At 63.0% G+C, this 19,038-nt stretch carries 17 protein-coding genes; 16 read left to right on the forward strand and 1 reads right to left on the reverse strand.

The window, feature by feature from the left end; all coding sequences use genetic code 11:
- Nucleotides 1-76: 76 nt before the first annotated feature.
- The 9 genes from C8D99_RS00260 (at nucleotide 77) to hutH (ending at nucleotide 10,288) form a co-directional block, all read left to right on the forward strand.
- The gene (locus C8D99_RS00260; RefSeq protein ID WP_166669934.1) at nucleotides 77-2,950 is read left to right on the forward strand and encodes a diguanylate cyclase; all 2,874 of its coding nucleotides are present in this window, start codon (nucleotides 77-79) and stop codon (nucleotides 2,948-2,950) included.
- Nucleotides 2,947-3,390, forward strand: coding sequence for a VOC family protein (locus tag C8D99_RS00265; protein WP_133955166.1), 444 nt, complete (start codon nucleotides 2,947-2,949; stop codon nucleotides 3,388-3,390). Before C8D99_RS00260 ends, C8D99_RS00265 begins: the two co-directional genes overlap by 4 nt.
- A gap of 84 nt (nucleotides 3,391-3,474) precedes the next feature.
- Entirely contained in the window at nucleotides 3,475-3,669 is a 195-nt protein-coding gene (locus tag C8D99_RS00270; protein ID WP_133955168.1) for a hypothetical protein, read from the forward strand.
- Between the two features lie 50 nt (nucleotides 3,670-3,719).
- A complete protein-coding gene (locus C8D99_RS00275) occupies nucleotides 3,720-4,730 on the forward strand; it encodes an HD-GYP domain-containing protein (protein ID WP_208321019.1) in 1,011 nt (336 codons plus the stop codon).
- Nucleotides 4,714-5,166, forward strand: coding sequence for an Hpt domain-containing protein (locus tag C8D99_RS00280; RefSeq protein WP_166669935.1), 453 nt, complete (start codon nucleotides 4,714-4,716; stop codon nucleotides 5,164-5,166). Before C8D99_RS00275 ends, C8D99_RS00280 begins: the two co-directional genes overlap by 17 nt.
- Before the next feature lie 92 nt (nucleotides 5,167-5,258).
- Entirely contained in the window at nucleotides 5,259-6,443 is a 1,185-nt protein-coding gene (locus C8D99_RS00285) for an aminotransferase-like domain-containing protein (RefSeq protein ID WP_133955172.1), read from the forward strand.
- A gap of 148 nt (nucleotides 6,444-6,591) precedes the next feature.
- Nucleotides 6,592-7,509, forward strand: a complete 918-nt coding sequence (gene ftcD / locus C8D99_RS00290; RefSeq protein ID WP_133955174.1) for a glutamate formimidoyltransferase — start codon at nucleotides 6,592-6,594, stop codon at nucleotides 7,507-7,509.
- A complete protein-coding gene (gene hutI / locus C8D99_RS00295; RefSeq protein ID WP_133955176.1) occupies nucleotides 7,506-8,747 on the forward strand; it encodes an imidazolonepropionase in 1,242 nt (413 codons plus the stop codon). The genes ftcD and hutI overlap by 4 nt, the downstream gene beginning before the upstream one ends.
- Nucleotides 8,744-10,288, forward strand: coding sequence for a histidine ammonia-lyase (gene hutH / locus C8D99_RS00300; protein WP_274542649.1), 1,545 nt, complete (start codon nucleotides 8,744-8,746; stop codon nucleotides 10,286-10,288). The genes hutI and hutH overlap by 4 nt, the downstream gene beginning before the upstream one ends.
- Nucleotides 10,289-10,352: 64 nt before the next feature.
- Here the strand turns inward: hutH and C8D99_RS00305 are convergent, their stop codons facing one another.
- Nucleotides 10,353-11,549, reverse strand: coding sequence for a M20 metallopeptidase family protein (locus C8D99_RS00305; RefSeq protein WP_133955178.1), 1,197 nt, complete (start codon nucleotides 11,547-11,549; stop codon nucleotides 10,353-10,355).
- A gap of 621 nt (nucleotides 11,550-12,170) precedes the next feature.
- Between C8D99_RS00305 and C8D99_RS00310 the strand changes: the two genes are divergently transcribed.
- From C8D99_RS00310 to C8D99_RS00340, 7 genes are all read left to right on the forward strand, one after another.
- Nucleotides 12,171-13,160, forward strand: a complete 990-nt coding sequence (locus tag C8D99_RS00310; RefSeq protein WP_166669936.1) for a TRAP transporter substrate-binding protein — start codon at nucleotides 12,171-12,173, stop codon at nucleotides 13,158-13,160.
- 85 nt (nucleotides 13,161-13,245) lie between these two features.
- Nucleotides 13,246-14,535, forward strand: a complete 1,290-nt coding sequence (locus tag C8D99_RS00315; RefSeq protein ID WP_133955181.1) for a TRAP transporter large permease — start codon at nucleotides 13,246-13,248, stop codon at nucleotides 14,533-14,535.
- A gap of 1 nt (nucleotide 14,536) precedes the next feature.
- Nucleotides 14,537-15,115, forward strand: coding sequence for a TRAP transporter small permease (locus tag C8D99_RS00320; protein WP_133955183.1), 579 nt, complete (start codon nucleotides 14,537-14,539; stop codon nucleotides 15,113-15,115).
- 198 nt (nucleotides 15,116-15,313) lie between these two features.
- The gene (locus C8D99_RS00325; RefSeq protein WP_133955185.1) at nucleotides 15,314-15,703 is read left to right on the forward strand and encodes a hypothetical protein; all 390 of its coding nucleotides are present in this window, start codon (nucleotides 15,314-15,316) and stop codon (nucleotides 15,701-15,703) included.
- A gap of 77 nt (nucleotides 15,704-15,780) precedes the next feature.
- Complete coding sequence (locus C8D99_RS00330) at nucleotides 15,781-16,566, forward strand: electron transfer flavoprotein subunit beta/FixA family protein (RefSeq protein WP_133955187.1); 786 nt, start codon at nucleotides 15,781-15,783, stop codon at nucleotides 16,564-16,566.
- A gap of 12 nt (nucleotides 16,567-16,578) precedes the next feature.
- Entirely contained in the window at nucleotides 16,579-17,583 is a 1,005-nt protein-coding gene (locus tag C8D99_RS00335; protein WP_133955189.1) for an electron transfer flavoprotein subunit alpha/FixB family protein, read from the forward strand.
- On the forward strand, nucleotides 17,580-19,019 hold the full coding sequence (locus tag C8D99_RS00340; RefSeq protein ID WP_133955191.1) for an FAD-binding oxidoreductase: 1,440 nt from the start codon (nucleotides 17,580-17,582) through the stop codon (nucleotides 19,017-19,019). Before C8D99_RS00335 ends, C8D99_RS00340 begins: the two co-directional genes overlap by 4 nt.
- Nucleotides 19,020-19,038 lie beyond the last annotated feature (19 nt).

Here is a 19,038-nt window from a genome sequence, read left to right on the forward strand (position 1 = left end):
AAAAAAGGAATGGAGATCCATTTTTTGGTATAATGTACTAAATGCATCTATCCGAAAGAATCAGGAGAACAGGGCCTTGAGGCGAACACGCAGCCGATTCTCGCTTCCCCGGAGGAAAGGGCGTTTTGATCCGTTCAGGCGCGCCCTCTTCCTTGTGATCCTTGCCGCTGCAGGTGCCGTGGCCGTGCTGTATCACCTTGACGCACGGGCGGTTGCCCGGCAGGAAGAAGCCCTCAACGACCAGCAGTTCCTCTCCGCGACCCTCGCCCGACTTGCCGCCGAGGACCGTTTTTCCTCTGTGGACGCTGCTGCCCGATTCCTTCTGAACAATGTGTTTCCCGGTACCCTCAACGGAATCTTGACCCCCGCGGAAGCCCAGAACTATCTCCAGCCCATGGTGTATAACATGCCGGAGATACTCGGTTTTTACTTCCTTCCAGCCCCGGGTGAAAAAGGGCCCCCGGTCTCGGCCTTCCGCTCCACACCGGCAGGAAATGACGGCAGGACCTTTGCCTTGGAGAGTGCCGCCCGCCTCGGTGACCACCATCTTTCTCCCGAGGAGACCGCGGCATTGTCAGGAGCCGTGAAAGTGTCTTCCCAGCGGCAGATGGCCCTTTTTGCCGACGGGCTCATGGCCGGAGGCACCCTTCGGGGGGTGCTCCTCACCGTGATTGATCTCTCGCCCCTCCTTGCCCGGTATGTCATCCCCATGGCCCGGGGAAAGAAGGGCATCTCCCTGGTGCTTTCCGAGGACGGTTCCCTTGTGTGGCTCAGCGGCCCGTCCGCGCGCTGGTCCGAAGGGAGCTTCGTGGAGGGGACCCCTGAACTGGAGAGCATCCGTTGTCTCGTTTCCGGGGCCGTGTCGGGAAAGAGCAGCCTGGAGCTGCCCGGCGGGGAAGCCGGCAGGAGATTCCTTGTGGCCTGGAATGCCCTCCGGATGGGAGGAAAACGCCTCTCCGTCATCATGGCCTCTCCCGGAGACGAGGTGGATGCTGCCCTCAGGGGTCTGCGAACCCAGAGAAACCTGCTTGTGGGGACCCTTATCCTCCTCGTTGTTCTGGGAAGCGTCTTTTTCACCGGAAAGCAGCGGCAGGAGGAGATCCGGAGAAGAGAAGCCGGTTTCAGGGCCGTCTTCAACAATGCCTCCTCTGGTATCGCCATCCTCGACGGAGAGGGCAGGTTCCTTTCCTGCAACGCCACCTGGGAAGCCATGACGGGCCTGTCGCAGGAACGGCTGCGGCAGAAGACCGTTTTTGACCTTGCCGCTGCCGGCCCGGGTCAGGGACGGGACGAGCTCCGGCAGGCCCTCCTGGAGATGAACGGAACCCGCAGGGCCGATGTGCGGTTTCTGAGGGCGGATGGTCTTGCCTTCTGGGGGGATGTCTCCCTCACTCTTCTGGATAGGGATCCTTCCATGCCCTCCGGGTCCCTTCTGGCGCTCATCACCGATATTTCCGGCATGAAGCGGGCAGAAGACCTCCTGAGACAGAACGCCGCCGCCCTGGAAGCCCAGAAGGCCGAACTGGAAAAACTCGCCTCCGACCAGGGAATGCTGCTGGACCTGTTCGCCCTCTTCGCCGAGGCGGATACCCCTGAGGAGATTCACAGGGCCCTGTTTTCATCCCTTCCGGCCATCGTTTCCTTCAGGAATCTCTTCCTGTGCATTCGGGGCGGCCGGGAGGCCCGCTACACCACCCTGGACGCCATGGGGGAGATTGAACGGACCGGCCAGGCCGGTTTCGGCACGGAAGGGAAAGGCATCGTGGGATATGTTCTCAGGACGGGCAAGCCCTACATTGCCGGCGACCTGGCCATGGACCCCTGGTATGTTCCCCATTCCGACGAGGCCCGGTCCATTGTGGCCGTCCCTATCTCCTACAAGGGCAGGGACTGGGGGGTGCTCTGCCTGGACAGTGCCGACAAGTTCGCCTTCGGGGTACGGGAAAGAGATCTCCTCGGACTCGTGGGGTTTTATGTGGCCCTTCACCTCGAGGAACTGGAAGCCCGGAGAGAGCTCGACAGGAAAGCCAGCCAGCTCGGCTTTCTCCACAGGGTGGTCCAGCATCTGGCGGCGGAACGGACGAACGAGGACCTCTCGGGGAAGATTGTCGGAATTCTTGGTACTGAGCTCGGGTTTCCCACCGTGGGGATTCTGGTTCCCGGCGAGGAGGAGGGGAACTCCAGACTTCTGGCCGGGTATTCCGGAGGGGCGGAGGAAAAGGACGTGCTGCCCTGCATTTCCGGGGCAGCGGACGAAGCCCTCCGGACGGGGAAGCCCGTCGGACTCGAAGGGGACGAAGGGCCGGCCACCCTCGCGGTGCCCATGTCCTTCAACGGCCATGTGTTCGCCGTCCTCGCCGCATGCAACGAGAAAGGATTTTCCCCCTCGGAAAAGGAGCTTCTGGAAATCACGGCGGAGCACGGCGCCACCTTCTGGATCCTGAACAACCTGCTTGCGGAGAGACGCCAGGAAGCCCTCATCGACCCTCTCACCCAGGTGTGGAACCGAAGGTATATTATGGGCCGCCTGGAGGAGGAAAGCTCGAGGATCGCCCGGAGCGGCGGCAGGGGATCGGTGGTGCTGGTGGACCTCGGAGACTTCAAGAGCATCAACGACCGTTTTGGCCATGTGGCGGGAGACGAGGTGCTTCGGGAAACAGCCTCCCTCATGAGCTCAAACCTGAGAACCTGCGATATGATAGGACGGTACGGAGGGGATGAATTCCTTCTCTATCTGCCGGACGTCACCGTGGACCAGGCTGCTTCCGCCATGCGGCGTATGGAGGAGCGGGCTGAAACATTGAAGATTCCGGGTGTGGATGCGGCAGTGGTGCTGGATTACGGCATTGCTTCCTGTCCCGGGGACGGCAACAACCTCGTGGAGGTCATTGGTGTCGCCGATGCCAGGATGTACGAGAACAAGACGAGACGAAAGGCGGAAACGGCATGATCCTGTCGCTGCATCATCCGAGTTTTACCGTGGAGAATCTTGAAAGGTCCGTGGCGTTCTACAGGGATGTCCTCGGCCTCACGCTCGAAGGAATATGGGAGCGGGACCCGGTCTATTCCGAGGGAGTTACCGGCATTCCCGGGGCTCATCTGAAGGTGGCCTATTTCTCCCTGCCCAACGCTTCCTTCGAGCTCGTGGAGTACATGGGCGGAAAGGGAGTCAGGATCGACACGTCCACGAACAACACGGGCAGCGCCCACGTATGTTTCATCACGGATGATTTCGACGCCCTGGCCGACCGCCTCCGCAAGGCGGGAGCGGTCTTCGCCGGCGGTGTCAACGTGATTCCCGGCGGAGCCAACAGGGGAAAGAAGATCGTCTACGTGGAGGACCCTGACGGCAACACCCTGGAGCTCATCTCCTCCACGGTTTCCGGCTAGGGCAAGCAGAGACGGGAGGGCTGTTCCCCGCGGCCCCCCAGGAGTGCGGCAGCACCGGAATGACATGAACAAGGAGGGAAGAACATGCTCGGACAATACTACATGGCCACCGGCATCGGCGCTTTTTCGCTCGTGGCCGGGGCGGTGATCACAGGATTGTTCGGACGGCAGCTCAGAAAGGTGCTGCCCCCGGCGAAGGTGCTCCTGGCCCACAAGGTTTCCGCCCTCGGGGGGGCGTTCCTGGCCCTGCTCCACGTTCTGGGTGTTCACGGATTCTGAAAGGACCATCCGGCCGCAGATTCTGCGGTGAAAAGAAAGGGGGGACCCCCGTGCTGCCGCCGCGCCAGAAAATACTCGTCGCCGAGGATTCCCTTTCCCAGAGGGTCATGATCTCCAGGCACCTGCGAAAATGGGATTACGACGTCCTGGAGGCCTCGGACGGCCTTGAGGCCCTGTCGCTCTTCCGGCGGGAAAGTCCGTCCATCGTGGTCACCGACCTGGACATGCCGGGGATTGACGGGTTCAGGCTGATAGAAGCCATACGGAAAAGCGAGATCTTCAGAACCTTCATCATCGTCCTGAGCGCTTCGGACGACAAGTCAAGCGTCGTTTCCGCGCTGGCCATGGGCGCTGACGATTACCTGGTGAAGCCCTACCATCCGGACGAGCTTGAAGTGCGCCTTTCGGGCGCCGACAGGGTTCTCATGCTCCAGAACCAGGAGCTGCTTATCTTCGCCATGGCCCAGATGGTGGACACGAGGAGCAGGGAAACAGGAGCCCATCTCGACAGGGTGCAGTTTTTCTGCCGGAAGCTTGCCGAAGGACTGGCTGTCATGGGAGAGGAGGTCGTGACCCCGTCCTGGACGAACCAGCTCTTCTCCCTGGCTCCCCTTCACGACGTGGGAAAGATCGGCATCCCGGACGCCATTTTGAACAAGCCGGGCAGGCTGAGCCCGGAAGAATTCGAAGTTATGAAGGAACACGTGACCATCGGCGCCGACATGTTCGCACGGATCCACGAAAAAACCGGATATGCCCCCTTCGCCTTCGCCAGGGATATCATCCGGTACCATCACGAAAAATTCAACGGCTCGGGGTACCCGGAGGGGCTGTCAGGGGAATCCATCCCCCTGGCGGCGAGGATCGTGGCTCTGGCTGACGTCTACGACGCCATCAGCAGCAAACGGGTATACAAGCCGGCCTTTCCCCGGGAAGTCTGCTGGGATATCATCAACGAGGGGAGGGGAACCCATTTCGACCCCCGAATGGTGGACATCTTCAATGAAGAAGAATCCTTCTTCTGGAGTATCGTGGAGGAGTACCGTGACTTTGACCTGTGACCCTGCCGTTAAGGAAGGTAAGGGAATACACCTGAACAACTCTCCTTCGTCGCAGTCCGGGAACGCCGAAGAGCAGGCGAAACGGGAGAGATGGGAAGAAGAACTTTCCAGGGTTCTCGACGAACTTTGCGGGGACGAAGAAGGCCTTGAGGAAATGATCGCCGCCTTTCTTTCCGAGCTGCCCTGCATCCGGCACCGTTCGGCCCTCCTTCTGGCGGAGGGAAAGACCGCGGAGGCGGCCAGGGAGTTCCATAAACTGAAAGGAACCCTCTCCTACCTTGCCGGAACGGAGGAAAGAGAGCTTGCCCGGCGGGCGGAAGCGGAGGCACGGCAGGGGGTACTTTCCCCCCGGGGCGAGACGGTCAGGGAACTGGATCGCTTCCTCGATGCCTTCGACCGTTTTCTTAGGGAGCGGGGAAAGAAATCCGCCGGCTGAGACACTGATTTTTCTTCTTCAAAAGAAACGGCTTTCCCCCCTTGGGGCTGGAGAGTATAATGCCCCGTAACCCAACGACAGGAGGCTACATCATGAACCCGAAATTTGCCCGGCGGATGATTCGTTTCCAGGAGTCCGACCTCACCCCCATTCTTCGCCTCGCGGCCAATCCCGAAGTGATTTCCTTCGCCGGCGGCCTGCCGGCGCCGGAACTCTTCCCCGTCGAAGCCATGAAAAAAATCGCCGTCCGCGTGCTGGACGAGCATGGAAAGAGGGCGCTCCAGTACTCCTCCACCGAGGGGCACCTCCCCCTCCGGGAAAAAATCGCCGCGAGGACCAACAGAAATCTGAAAACGTCCCTCAAGGCTGAAAACATCGTGGTCACCACGGGATCCCAGCAGTCCCTGGACATCCTCGCCAAGATGTATATCGATGACGGCGACTGCATCCTCTGCGAAAGCCCCACGTACCTCGGGGCGCTTTCGGCCTTCAACGCCTGCCAGCCGTCCTACCGGGAAGTGGACACCGACGGCGAGGGAATGGTGATCGCCGACCTGGAGAAGGCCCTGGCGGAAGAGAAGAGGGCAAAACTCATCTACGTGATCCCCGATTTCCAGAACCCCTCCGGGAAAACCTGGTCCCTCGAACGGCGGAAGGCCTTCATGGAGACCGTTTCAAAGCACGACATCCTCGTGGTGGAGGACAACCCCTACGGCGAACTCCGGTTCGAGGGAACCACGCCCCCCTCCCTGAAGTCCATGGACACAAAGGGCCAGGTGGTGGTCCTCGGCACCTTCTCCAAAATCTTCTGCCCCGGTCTCCGGGTGGCCTGGGTCTGCGGAGAGCCCGCCTTCCTCGAGAGCTTCTGCAACCTGAAGCAGGCGGCGGACCTCCACACCTCCACCCTCAGCCAGTACGAGATCGACGCCTTCCTTTCGGAGCACGACATCGAGGACCATGTCCGCACCCTCGTCTCCGTCTACCGGGAGCGGCGGGACATCATGATCCGCACCATGGACGAGGCCTTCCCCTCCGAAGTGACGTTCACCAGGCCCGAGGGCGGCCTCTTCACCTGGGCTGAGATGCCCGAAAAAGTCAGCGGCAGGGATCTCTTCATGAAGGCCCTGGAGAAGAAGGTGGCCTTCGTCCCCGGCGGGGCCTTCTACCCCAACGGCGGCCATGAGAACACCATGCGCCTCAACTACTCCAACATGCCCCCCGAGAAGATCGTGGAGGGCATCCGGCGCCTCGGGGAAGCTCTCCGGGAAGCTCTGTAGAAAAAGACCTGTCCAGGAAGCCCTCTTCGGAGGGCTTCTTTTTCTCTCCGGAAGCCCCTTTTCGCTTTCACCCTTCAGGTTGTACAAAATTCAATGTTATAATGTGACCGGAAAGAAAATAACTCTCCGAAGCAGGAGGTCCAATATCATGGCAGGAAAACTTATCGAGTGCGTGCCGAATTTCAGCGAGGGACGTCGGCAGGACGTCATCGAGTCCATCGCCGCCAATTTTCGTGGAGTGAAGGGGTGCTCCCTTCTCGATTACCGGGCGGACGCCGACCACAACCGCCTCGTGGTGAGCCTTGCAGGCGAACCGGAGGCCGTGGCCGACGCCCTCATCGGGGCGGCCAGGACGGCCATGGCCGCCATCGACATGAACGCCCACCAGGGCGCCCACCCGAGGATCGGGGCGGTGGACGTGATCCCCTTCACGCCCATCCGCGGCATTTCCATGGAAGAGTGCGTCGCCCTCTCCCGCGCCTTCGGTGAGCGCTACTTCGCCGAGCTGGGCATTCCCGTCTATTTCTACGAGGAGTCGGCGAAGCGCCCCGAGCGGAAGCGCCTCGAGGTGATCCGCAAGGGGCAGTACGAGGTTCTGAAAGTGGAATCCGTCACTCCCGAACGGCAGCCCGACGTGGGCGGCCCGGCCCTCCACCCCACGGCGGGGGCCACGGTGGTCGGGGCGCGGCAGTTCCTCGTGGCCTTCAACGTGAACCTGAACACCGCCGACGAGGAGATCGCGAAAAAGATCGGCACCTTCGTCCGGGCGTCGAGCGGCGGCTTCTGCCACGTGAAGGGTATGGGCGTGGCCCTCTCCGAGCGGGGCATGACCCAGGTGAGCATGAACATCGTGGATTACCAGAAGAACGCCCTCTACAGGGTGCTGGAGCTGATCCGCATGGAGGCCCGGCGCTGGGGCGTGGAGGTGGTGGAGACTGAAATTTACGGCATGATTCCCGCCCAGGCCCTTCTGGACAGCGCGGCCTACTATCTGCAGGTGAAGGATTTCGACCCCGACCAGGTGCTGGAGCTGAAGCTCCTCGGAATGGGGGATGGGGCGGAATGATCGCGAAACTTGTGAGGAACGCCGGGATCTATACCCCGGAAGGGGCCTCCCCTTCGGCGGGGAAGGACCAGGGAGCGGTCCGTTTTCTTCCCCGGGGGGCCATGGTGATCCGGGACGGCCTGATCGAGGCCGTGGGGCCGGAGGAGAAGATTCTTTCGTCCCTGTCCGGCAGGGAGTTCGACGAGGAGATCGACTGCGGGGGGCGGTGCGTCATTCCCGGTTTCGTGGACCCCCATACCCACATGTGTTTCGCCCGGAGGCGGGAAGAGGAATTCTCCCTCCGCCTCGCCGGCACGCCGTACCTTGAGATACTCAGGAAGGGAGGGGGGATCCTCTCCTCGGTGCGGAGCGTCAGGGAGGCGACCGACGGCGACCTGTTCGAGAACACCCTGGTCCTCGCCCTCTCGGCCCTGTCCATGGGCACCACCACGGTGGAGATGAAGAGCGGCTACGGACTGGACACGGAGACGGAGCTGCGCATGCTCTCGGTGATCCGGAGGGTGGGGCGGGAGACTCCCCTGGATGTGGTGCCCACCTTCATGGGGGCCCATGCTGTCCCCGAGCTGTACCGGGGCAACGGTGACGGATACGTGGACCTGATCGTGGAGGAGATGCTCCCTGCGGTGGAAGAGCAGGGAATCGCCCGGTTCTGCGACGTGTTCTGCGAGGAGGGGGTCTTCTCCGTTTCCCAGACGGAGCGGATCCTCGCCGAAGCGTCCCGGAGGGGCCTCGGCCTGAAGGTCCACGCAGACGAGGTGCACGACACAGGCGGCGCGGCATTGGCCGCCCGCATGGGCGCAGTCTCGGCGGAGCACCTTCTCGCCGCGGGCGACGAGGGAATTTCGGCCCTGGCGAAGAGCGGCACCACGGCCATTCTCCTTCCCGCCACGGCCTACAGCCTGAGAAAGCCCTACGCCCGTGCCCGGGACATGATCGAGCGGGGAGTTCCGGTGGCTCTGGCCACGGACTGCAACCCCGGGTCGTCCTTCACCGAGTCCATGCCCTTTGTCTTCGGGCTGGCGGTGATGGCCATGGGGCTCACTCCAGAGGAGGCTCTCACGGCCGCCACGAAGAACAGCGCCTGCGCAGTGGGCATGGGGGCGGTCTGCGGAACCCTCGAGCCCGGCAAGCAGGCGGATTTCCTTCTCCTCGACGGGGAGACCCCGGCCATACTCGCTTATCATGCGGGCGTTCCGGCCGTGGAAGGTGTCTACAAGAAAGGGGAGCAGGTGCGGTGAAGACGGCGGACAGGAGCAGGAAGGTACGCCTTGACGGCATGTCCCTCACCCTGGAGGACGTGGCGAACGTGGCCCGCAGGGGATGGGCCGTGGAGCTGGACGAGGAGACTATCCGTAGGGTGGAGGCCTCGTCGGCGGCGGTCAGGGCCTGGGAGAACTCCGACGACGTGGTCTACGGCATCACCACGGGCTTCGGTGACCTCGCGTCGGTGAACATCTCCCGGAAGGACCGGCGGCTGCTGCAGGAGAACCTGCTGAAGAGCCACGCCTGCGGCGTGGGGGCCCCCTTCCCCGAGGACATCACCAGGGCCATGATGCTGCTGCGGATCAACAGCCTGGTCAGGGGGCACTCGGGCATCAGCCTCGCCGTTCTGAACCAGTTCGTCGCCCTGCTGAACCTGGGAATCCACCCCGTGGTCCCCTGCCAGGGATCGGTGGGCGCCAGCGGCGACCTCTGCCCGCTGTCTCACCTGGCCCTCCCGCTCATCGGTCACGGCTCGGTGCGGTACAGGGGACGGACCATGGCGGCGGCGAAGGCGCTCCAGATGGTGGGGCTCGCTCCCGTGCAGCTGGGCGCCAAGGAGGGGCTGGCCCTGAACAACGGCACGGCCTCCATGGGGGCCATGGCGGTGCTTGCCCTGCTGGACGCCGAATGCCTGGCCAAGACCGCCGACATCGCGGCGGCCCTTTCCGTCGAAGCCCTCCACGGGGTTCCCTTCGCCTTTGACGAGCGGACCCACGCCCTTCGGCCCCACGACGGGCAGGGGCGTGTCGCCGGGAACATCCGCAGGCTCATCGAGGGAAGCGAGATACTGGAAAAATACAGGTCCGGAAAGGTCCAGGACGCCTACTCCCTCCGGTGTGTCCCCCAGGTCCACGGAGCCAGCCGGGACGCCCTCGGCTACGTCCGGAGGACCCTGGAGGTGGAAATCAACTCCGTCACCGACAACCCCATTATCTTCCCCGACGACGGGGTGGCCATCAGCGGCGGGAACTTTCACGGGCAGCCCCTCGCCCTGGCCATGGACTTCTTCGGGATCGCCGTGGCGGAACTGGCGAGCATTTCCGAACGGCGCCAGGCACGGCTGGTGGACACGAGCCTGTCGGGCCTTCCTCCCTTCCTCGTGGAGAACAGCGGACTGAACAGCGGTTTCATGATCGCCCAGTACACCTCGGCGGCCCTGGTCTCGGAGAACAAGGTGCTGGCCCACCCATCGTCGGTGGACTCCATTCCCACGTCGGCGAACCAGGAGGATCATGTCTCCATGGGGGCCTATTCCGCCCGCAAGGGACTTTCCATTCTCGACAACGCCCGGAAGGTGGTTGCCATAGAACTGCTGGCGGGTTCCCAGGCCCTGGACTTCAGCCGCCTGCTGAAGCCCGGAGCGGGGACCACGGCGGCCCACGACTGCGTTCGGGGCGCCGTTCCCTACCTGAAGCACGATGAGTTCCTCCAGCCCCTCATAGAGAGGGTGGAGGCCCTGGTCAGCCGGGGAGCGGTGGTGAAGGCGGTGGAGGAAGCCATAGGCCCCCTGGACTGAGAAAATGAAAAAGAGGAAGCCCCCGCGGGCTTCCTCTTTTTATGCCTGCTTTCTTCGGCGCGGATCAGGCGTTCTTGGAGAGCCAGGTCCAGGCGAAGCCCGCCAGGGAGGCCACGCCGGCGGGGAGGGCGTCGTCGTCCACGTTGAACTTGGGGTGGTGGTGGGCGTTGTCCGTTCCCTTTCCGGGGTTCCCCGTTCCGAGGAGGTAGTAGGTGCCGGGGACCTTCTGCTGGAAGTAGCTGAAGTCCTCGGAGCCCATGATGAGGGGCGTTTCCTTCACGTTTTCCGGCCCGAACACTCCGTCGAAAACTTCCTTTGCCACTGCCGTGACCGCCGGTTCGTTGATGGTGGCGGGGATGAAGCGCTTGTAGTCGAGGGTGAATTCGCACCGGCCGATCTGGCAGGCCCCGGCGATGACCCTGCGGATGGCGGATTCAACGTGGTCCTGAACGGCGGGGTTGAAGGAGCGGACCGTGCCGTTCATCTCCACCGAGTCGGGAATGATGTTGAAGACGGAGAGCCCTGCCTTCACCGTCCCGGTGCTCACCACCACCGTCTCCTTGGCGCTCACTTCCCTGCCCACGATGGCCTGGAGGTTGAGCACGATGTTCGCCGCCGTGATGGTGGGGTCGATGCAGAGCTCTGGAGTGGAGCCGTGGCCGCCCTTGCCCTTCAGGGTGAGGTACCAGCCGTCGGCGGCCGCCATGATGGGGCCGGAGCGGTACAGCACCGTTCCCGTGGGGGCCGCGGACCAGCAGTGGATGCCTGCCACGGCGTCCACTCCTTCGAGGGCCCCTTCTTCCACCATGGCTTTGGCTCCCGCTTTCAGGCCGCTTTCCTCGGCGGGCTGGAACAGGAAGCGCACCGTGCCCGGAATTTCATCCCTGATTTCGGACAACACCTTCGCCGCCCCGAGGAGCATTGCCGTGTGGGCATCGTGGCCGCAGGCGTGCATGACTCCGTCCTTCTGCGACCTGTAGGGGAGGTCGTTGTCCTCGTTCATGGGAAGGGCGTCCATGTCGCCTCTCAGGGCGACGCACTTTCCGGGCTTTCCTCCCCGGAGGTCGGCCACCACGCCGCACTCAGTGCCGCCGAAGCCGATCCTGACGATGTCGCACCCCATGGCTTTCAGGGCTTCCACCACGGTTTTGGTGGTTTCCACCTCCTGCCAGGCGATTTCGGGGTGGGTGTGGAAATGGTGCCGGTGGGCCATGATTTCGGTTTTTGATGATGCCGCAAGCTCCTTGATCTTTTCGAGCATTGAAAAGGTCACCTCGTTCACTCAAAGTTGGTCTGCCGAAAATGCAAAATACACACTATCATCCTTTCGGATGGAAATCAAGAACGTATAACGGGCCCTAAATCCGCAGCTTTTCCTGGCAGAGGGAGTGTCGCCGGGCATAAGGTGAATTCGCCCCCCAGGGGCGAAGAGATGATCCCCTGGGGGACAGCGCCCGGGCCGAGAAACCGACATGGATGTCGGTTTCACAGGCAGGCAACCGGCGAACGCAGGGAGCCGAGTTGATCGCCTGGGCAGTTGTCAAGGATGACAATCTGCACCGACGGCCCAAGCGAGCACCGGTGACGCTCCCCGCTGCCTGCGGATTTAGGACGGGGGCTTTCCGGTCGAGCTTTCCGGTCGATTGAAGGAAAACAGGGCGGAGCTGCCCATCCGGGACCATTTCTTCCAGTTTCTTCAAATAAGTATTCCCGGGGGGTATTGACAAAACATTTCACTTTTATGAAAATTAAGTGGTCTTTATTGAAATAATGTTTCGCAGGATGGAACGCTGCTTCCGGGGCGGGAATTCCCGCAGGTGTGCCGAAAAGGGCTTTTCCGCGGCCGCAGGCCGCGATATGTCACCTTAAGGAGGGGTTTTACTTGAAACAGAGATGTGCTGTTCTTGCGGTGTTTCTTCTGCTGGGACTTCTGTTTCTTCCGGCGGCGTGGGGAGCGGTGGAGCTGAAGCTCGGCCATTTCGGCCCGGAAAATCATCCCGCCACCGTCGCCGCGGCGCGGTTCGCCGAAAACGTGGAGAAGAGGACGAACGGCGAGGTCAGGATCGTCGTCTATCCCAACAACGCCCTCGGCAGTCCCCCCGAAGTGCTGGAGCAGGTCATCATGGGCGTCATCGACATGAGCCTTTCGGGCCAGGACCAGATCGCGAAGCATGTGAAGCTCTTCGACTCGGTGGCCATTCCCTTCTCCATGCAGGGGTACGACCACGCCGACAGGATCCTCGACGGTCCCTTCAAGGAATGGGCCGCCCCGGAGCTCGAAAAGATCGGCCTCGTGTACATCAACAGCTGGGAATGGGGATTCCGGCAGATCACCAATTCCAAGCGCCCCATCCTGAGCCCTGACGACGTGAAGGGCCTGAAGATCCGCACCCCGCCGGCCATGGCCTACCAGGCGGCTATCGAGGCCCTGGGAGGCAATGTGCAGACCATCGCCTTCGGCGAGCTTGTCATGGCCATGCGCCAGGGCGTGGTGGACGGCCAGGAGAACCCCATCGGCGTCATCTACGACCTGAAGCTCTACGAATCCCAGAAATACATCACCATCGTGAACTACCTCTACAGCTCCATGACCCACGTGGTGAACAAGAAGGTTTTCGACACCCTCACGGAGGAGCAGCGGAAGATCATCATCGAGGAATCCGACAAGTCCCGGCTGCTCATGAGGGAACTTGTCCGGAAGCAGGAGCAGGACCAGATAGCGGACATGAGGGCGAAGGGAATCCGGATCGACACTCCGGACCTGGCTCCCTTCCAGGCGAAGATGGGCCCCGCCTACGATAAGATAAAGAAGAACATCGGCGAGGAAAACTTCAACAAGTGGATGGAGATGGCCAAGGCCACGGCGAAATAACGGAGCGTCCCGCAGCGGACCGGGCGTCCGGTGAGGCGCCCGGTCCTTCCGCCTGTGCCGGACAGCCCTGACTGGAGGATTTTTCATGCTGACCTTTTCAATTTTTGCCGTCCTTATCGGCCTGTTGGCCATCAACGTACCGGTGGTCGCAGCGATCGGCCTCACCTCAGTGATTTTCTTCGCCCTTCTCGGCCAGGGCAGTTTTCTGGCAATGCTGCCCCACAGGATGTACTTCGGCACCACGGGCTTCACCCTCCTGGCCATTCCCTTCTTCATCCTCGCCGGCAACCTCATGAATACCGGCGGCATCACCAGGCGTATCTTCCGGTTCGCCGGCGCCATGGTGGGGCACATCCCCGGGGGGCTGGGCCAGGTGAACATCGTGGCGAGCGTCATCTTTTCGGGAATGTCGGGCTCGGCGGTGGCGGACGCCGCGGGGCTCGGGCAGATCGAGCACAAGGCCATGGTGGACGACGGGTACGACCCCGTGGTCTCCGCCTCCCTCGTGGCCGCTTCCTCGGTGATCGGCCCTGTGATCCCGCCGAGCATTCCCTTCGTCCTCTACGGGGCCATCACGGGAGTTTCCGTGGCCCGGCTCTTCATGGCGGGGTTTCTTCCAGGCATCATCATGAGCCTCGGCATGATGGCGGCCCTTGCCGTTCTGGCCAAGAGGAGGAACTACCCCTGCTCAGCCTGCAGAACTCCCGCCAGGGAAGCCTGGGCGAGCTTCCGGGGCGCCTTCTGGGCTCTCATGGCTCCGGTGATCATCATCGGCGGCATCATGACCGGCTTCTTCACCCCTACCGAAGCCTCGGTGGCTGTGTGCATCTATGCCGCCATCCTCGGCTTCGCCTACAGGGACCTGAAGCTCCGGGACCTCCCGGGTATCCTGTTCGCGTCGCTCCACCAGTCGGTGAGCCTTCTGTTCATCATCGCGGCCGCCAATTTCTTCGGATGGCTCATCATCCACCAGAAGATCCCCGACAAAATCATCGCCGGGCTGGTGGCCCTCGGGGCGAGCCAGGCCCACGTCCTCCTCATCATGATGGCGGTGGTTCTGCTTCTGGGCTGCTTCATCGAGGGAAACGCCATTTTCCTCATCACCCTGCCCATCTTCATGCCCGTGGCGAAAATATTCGGCATCGACCTCATCAATTTCGGCGTGGTGATGACGCTGCTCATCATGATCGGCAACCTGACGCCGCCCGTGGGGATGTGCCTCTTCGCCGTGGACAGCTATGCCAAAGTGGGGATCCTTCCGCTCTCCCGGGAGGTGCTGCCCTACCTGGCGGTGATTTTCGCCGTCACCCTGCTCATAGCCTTCGTGCCGGGCATTGCCCTTTTCCTGCCCCGGCTCGTGATGGGGGGAATGTGAAATGACGGGCATTTTCCGGTCCGCCGATATTCTGACGCAGCGGGTGCTCCGCATCCTCACCGTCCTGCTGTTCTTCGTGCTTGCCCTTCTCCTGGCGACGAACGTGGCCCTGAGGCTCACCAACGACCTCGCCACGGTCCTCACCGAAAGAGGGTTCTCCTCGGCCGCGGAGATCGTCCGGGGGATCATCCCCATCGGTTCCATGCACTGGTTCGACGAGATAGTGGAGATGTGCTTCGCCGCCCTGATCTTTTACGGCTCAGCGTCCCTGTGGGCGGTGAAGGGGCACTTCTGCGTGGGGGACTGGATCTCCCCCAGGATAAGGAACTTCAGGGCCGGGAGCGCCTATCGCCTGCTGACGGCCCTTCTGGGGGCCGCCTTCATGGCCGTGTTCTTCCGGTATTCCCTGAGGCTGACCCTCCACTCCACGGAACTGACCACGGTGTTCCAGATTCCCAAGTCATTCCTGTACTCCTGCATGCCCGTCTCGTCCTTCATCATGCTCGTCTATTCTCTCGCAGACTGCCTGCGGGAGGGGAAGGCCCTCCTGCGGGGGCAAGGCGGCGGCACTCCGTCATAACAACGGCCCGGCCCTCCGGATCAGTTCCCGGCCGATCCGGAGGGCCGGTTTTCTTCCTGTTTTCTCCCGAAAATACTCCAATGCGGGGTTTTCTTCCCTGTGATATAGTTTCGGCATGACGGGGCTCAACGGGGCCCTGCCCGGGATCGTCCCGCCTGTTCGGGGATGTTTCCGGAGAAGGAAAAAGGAGGAAACGCGATGAAACGAACGGTATGGGCGCTGGTCATGGTCCTCGTTTTTGCGGGAGCCTGCTCCGGACTTTCTTTCGCGGACGGGCAGCGGCAGCTCGGTGAGGCCGTCCTCGGAAGTCTGACGGTGAAGGACGGCGCCGTGGTGGTGAATGTGGCGTCGGGAGGCTGCACGGACACGAATTCCTTCAAGGTGCATGTTGTCAGGTCCGAGGGGACGGAGGGAGGCATTCCCCACTACGTCCTCACCTTCGAGCGGGTCGCCGCCGACGACTGCAAGGCCCTCCTGCTGAACGGCGTGGATCTCGTCTTCGACCTCGAGAAGGATCTGGGGCTCTCGGGGCAGTATACCCTCTCGGTGGCCAACAGGGTCCGCCCCGGGAAAAAACCGCAGCAGTAAGCCTGCGGCAGGTGCGGACGGAACGCCGCCGGCCCCATTCTTTCCGGCGGATGTATTTTGACAGGAGGTTTTAGTACGTGAAAATAGCAGTGCTGATCAAGCAGGTTCCCGATTCCGACGACGTGCGCATGGACCCCGAGACGGGGACCATGGTGCGGGAAGGGATGGGGGCCATCGTCAACCCTCTCGACCTGAACGCCCTCCAGGCCGCCCTCGATCTCCGGTCGGCGGCGGGCGGGGAGGTCACGGTGATCACCATGGGACCTCCCCGGGCCCATGAAGCCCTCCGGGAGTGCCTCTCCATGGGGGCGGACAAAGGAGTGCTCCTCACCGACCGGGCCTTCGCGGGCAGCGATACCTGGGCCACCGCCAAGGTGCTGGCCGCGGCGGTGAAGAAGGCCGGCCCCTTCGATCTCGTCCTCGCGGGCGAGAAGGCCACCGACGGCGAAACGGGCCAGGTGGGCCCCGAGACGGCGGCGCTGCTGGGCATGCCCTTCAGTACCTACGTGAGCGCCCTCTCCCTTGCCGGCGGAGGAGTTGAGGTCGCCCGGACGGTGGAGGAGGGCATCCAGAGGCAGTACCTGCCCTTTCCCTGCCTGCTGACGGTCCTTCATGCCCTGAACGAGCCTTCCATGCCCACCCTCGCGGGAAAGAAGCGGGCCCGGCGGACGGAGATCCCCCTGGAGGGGATAGCCTCCATCGGCCTTTCGCCGGAGGAGACGGGCCTCGGGGGATCAGCCACCCGGGTGGTGAAGATCTCCTACCCGACCATATCGAGAACGACGGAAATGTTCGACGAGAAGCGGATCGACGAGGGCATCGAACGCCTCGTGGCCGTCCTCCGGGACATGGCGGTCATTTAGGGGGGACGGACGATGACGGGCAAACAATTTTTCGTTCTCGGAGAGGTCCGGGAGGGGCATATCCATTCGGTCACCTTCGAGCTGACGGGAAAGGCCAGGGAGCTGGCGGATTCCTGCGGCGGCACGGTGACCACGATACTTCTCTCCGGCGGTCTGGCAGACGACCCGGAGGTTCTTCTCCGGAGCGGGGCGGACCGGGTGATGACGGTGGAACACCCGGTCCTGTCCATGTACAACCAGGAGGCGGAAGTGAAGGTCCTGGCCCATCTCCTGCGGCAGGAGGGGCCGGACGTGGTCCTCGCGCCCGCCACCACGTCGGGGCGGACCACCCTGCCCGCCCTGGCGGCGGAGCTGGAGACGGGGCTCACCGCCGACTGCACCGGGCTGGAGATGGACCGGGAGACGGGACTGCTGCTCCAGACCCGGCCCGCCATCGGGGGCAACGTCATGGCCACCATCAAGACCCCCGTGTGCCGCCCCCAGATGGCCACCGTCCGGCCCCGGACCTTCCGGGCCCCGGACCGTTCGGATGCCCTTTCCGGGGGTAAGGTGGTCCGGCCGGAGATCCCGCCCGAGCTGTTCGGGTCCAGGGTGGTCAACCTGGGCTTTGAACGGGGGGAGGACGGCGGCTCCAATATCCAGGACCTGGACGTGGTGGTCTCCGGGGGCAAGGGGCTGAAGCGCCCCGAGAGCTTCCGGATGCTGGAGGAGCTGGCGGCCCTCCTCGGCGGAGGGGTGGGGGCCAGCAGGCCCGCCGTGGAGGCCAAGTGGATGGGCTACCCCCACCAGGTGGGCCTCTCGGGCAAGGTGGTGGCCCCGAAGGTCTACATCGCCGCAGGCATCTCGGGAGCGGTGCAGCATCTGGCGGGAATGCAGACCGCAGGCTACGTGGTGGCGGTGAACAGGGACCCTGACGCCTCCATCTTCCGGGTGGCCGACCTGGGGCTCTGCGGCGACCTGTTCGATATTCTCCCCCGGCTTACGGAGCGGATCAGGAAAGAGGTGGGCGCGGAATGACCCCGGCGAAGTATTCTCCCGTGACGGAGCGGACCGTTCTGGATCTGGCGGCCCTGGTGGGGAAATCCAACGTGGCGGTGGACATGGAGAAGCGCATCGCCTACTCCTACGACGAAGTGCCCCGGTTCTCCTGGGACCGGGAGTACATCGCCGAGGCGGTGGTCTTTCCCGAGACCACGGAGCACGTGTCGGCGGTGCTTGAGTACGCGAACAGGAACCGCATCCCCGTGACGCCCAGGGGGGCGGGCACGGGGCTTTCCGGCGGGGCCGTGCCCTTCGCCGGGGGGATCGTCCTTTCCTTCGAGAAGATGCGGCGGATCCTCGAGCTGGACAAGAAGAACCTCACCATCACCGTGGAACCGGGGGTTGTGACCGCGGAGATCACGAAAACCGCCCGGCAGGAGGGTCTGCTCTACGCGGGGGACCCCTGCAGCGGCGACGCTTCCTTCGTGGGCGGCAACGTGGCGGAGAACGCCGGGGGCAACAAGGTGGTGAAGTACGGCACCACAGGCAATTCCGTGCTGGCCCTGGAGGCCGTGCTGCCCGACGGCACCGTCACCTGGTTCGGAGGGAAGCGCAGGAAGGACGCCACGGGATACGACTTCGCCCATCTCATCGTGGGGTCCGAGGGGACCCTGGCGGTGGTGACGAAGATCATCCTGAAGCTCCTTCCCCTGCCCGGCAAGGTGGTGGATCTCCTGGTCCCCTTCCCGGACGTGGCATCGGCCATCGACTTCGCCCCCCGGATCCAGAGCGAGGGGAAGGTCATCCCGTCCTCCATCGAGTTCATGGACGGCAAGTCCATCCGGCTGGCGGAGCGGTTCCTCAACACGGTCCTCCCCTATGACGACGCCGGTGCCCACCTCGTCATCCAGCTCGAGGGCAACGACCCGAACGTGCTGGCGGACGACATGGAGCGCATCGGCGACCTGTGCCTTGCCTCCGGGGCGCTGGAGGTCTTCGTGGCGGACAACAAGACCACCAGCGACAAGCTCTGGAAGGCCCGGAAGTGCCTTGCGGAGGCCATCATGGCCTTTTATCCCAAGTACAGCCTGGAAGACCTGGTTGTGCCCACCAGCGAAATCCCGAAGCTCATGGCGGAGACCACCAGGCTCTGCGGAAAATACGGTATCGAGGAGGCCAACTTCGGTCACGTCGGCGACGGGAACATGCACGTGAACCTTCTCTTCCCCGAGGAGCGGCCGGACTGGCACGACATCATCGACGCCCTTCTCGACGAGCTTTACGACTTCACCGCCTCCATCGGCGGGACGCTGAGCGGCGAGCACGGCATCGGCCTCAAGCGGCAGAAGTACATGTGCCGGGTTATGGACGGCGCCCAGATGGAGCTCATCCGGAGGGTGAAGCTCGCCTTCGACCCCAACGAAATCCTGAACCCGGGCAAGATGATTTCCTGTCCCGGACGAGGGGAATAAGCAAAAGAAGGCGCCCCGG

This window comes from Aminivibrio pyruvatiphilus (assembly GCF_004366815.1).
GTDB lineage: Bacteria > Synergistota > Synergistia > Synergistales > Aminobacteriaceae > Aminivibrio > Aminivibrio pyruvatiphilus.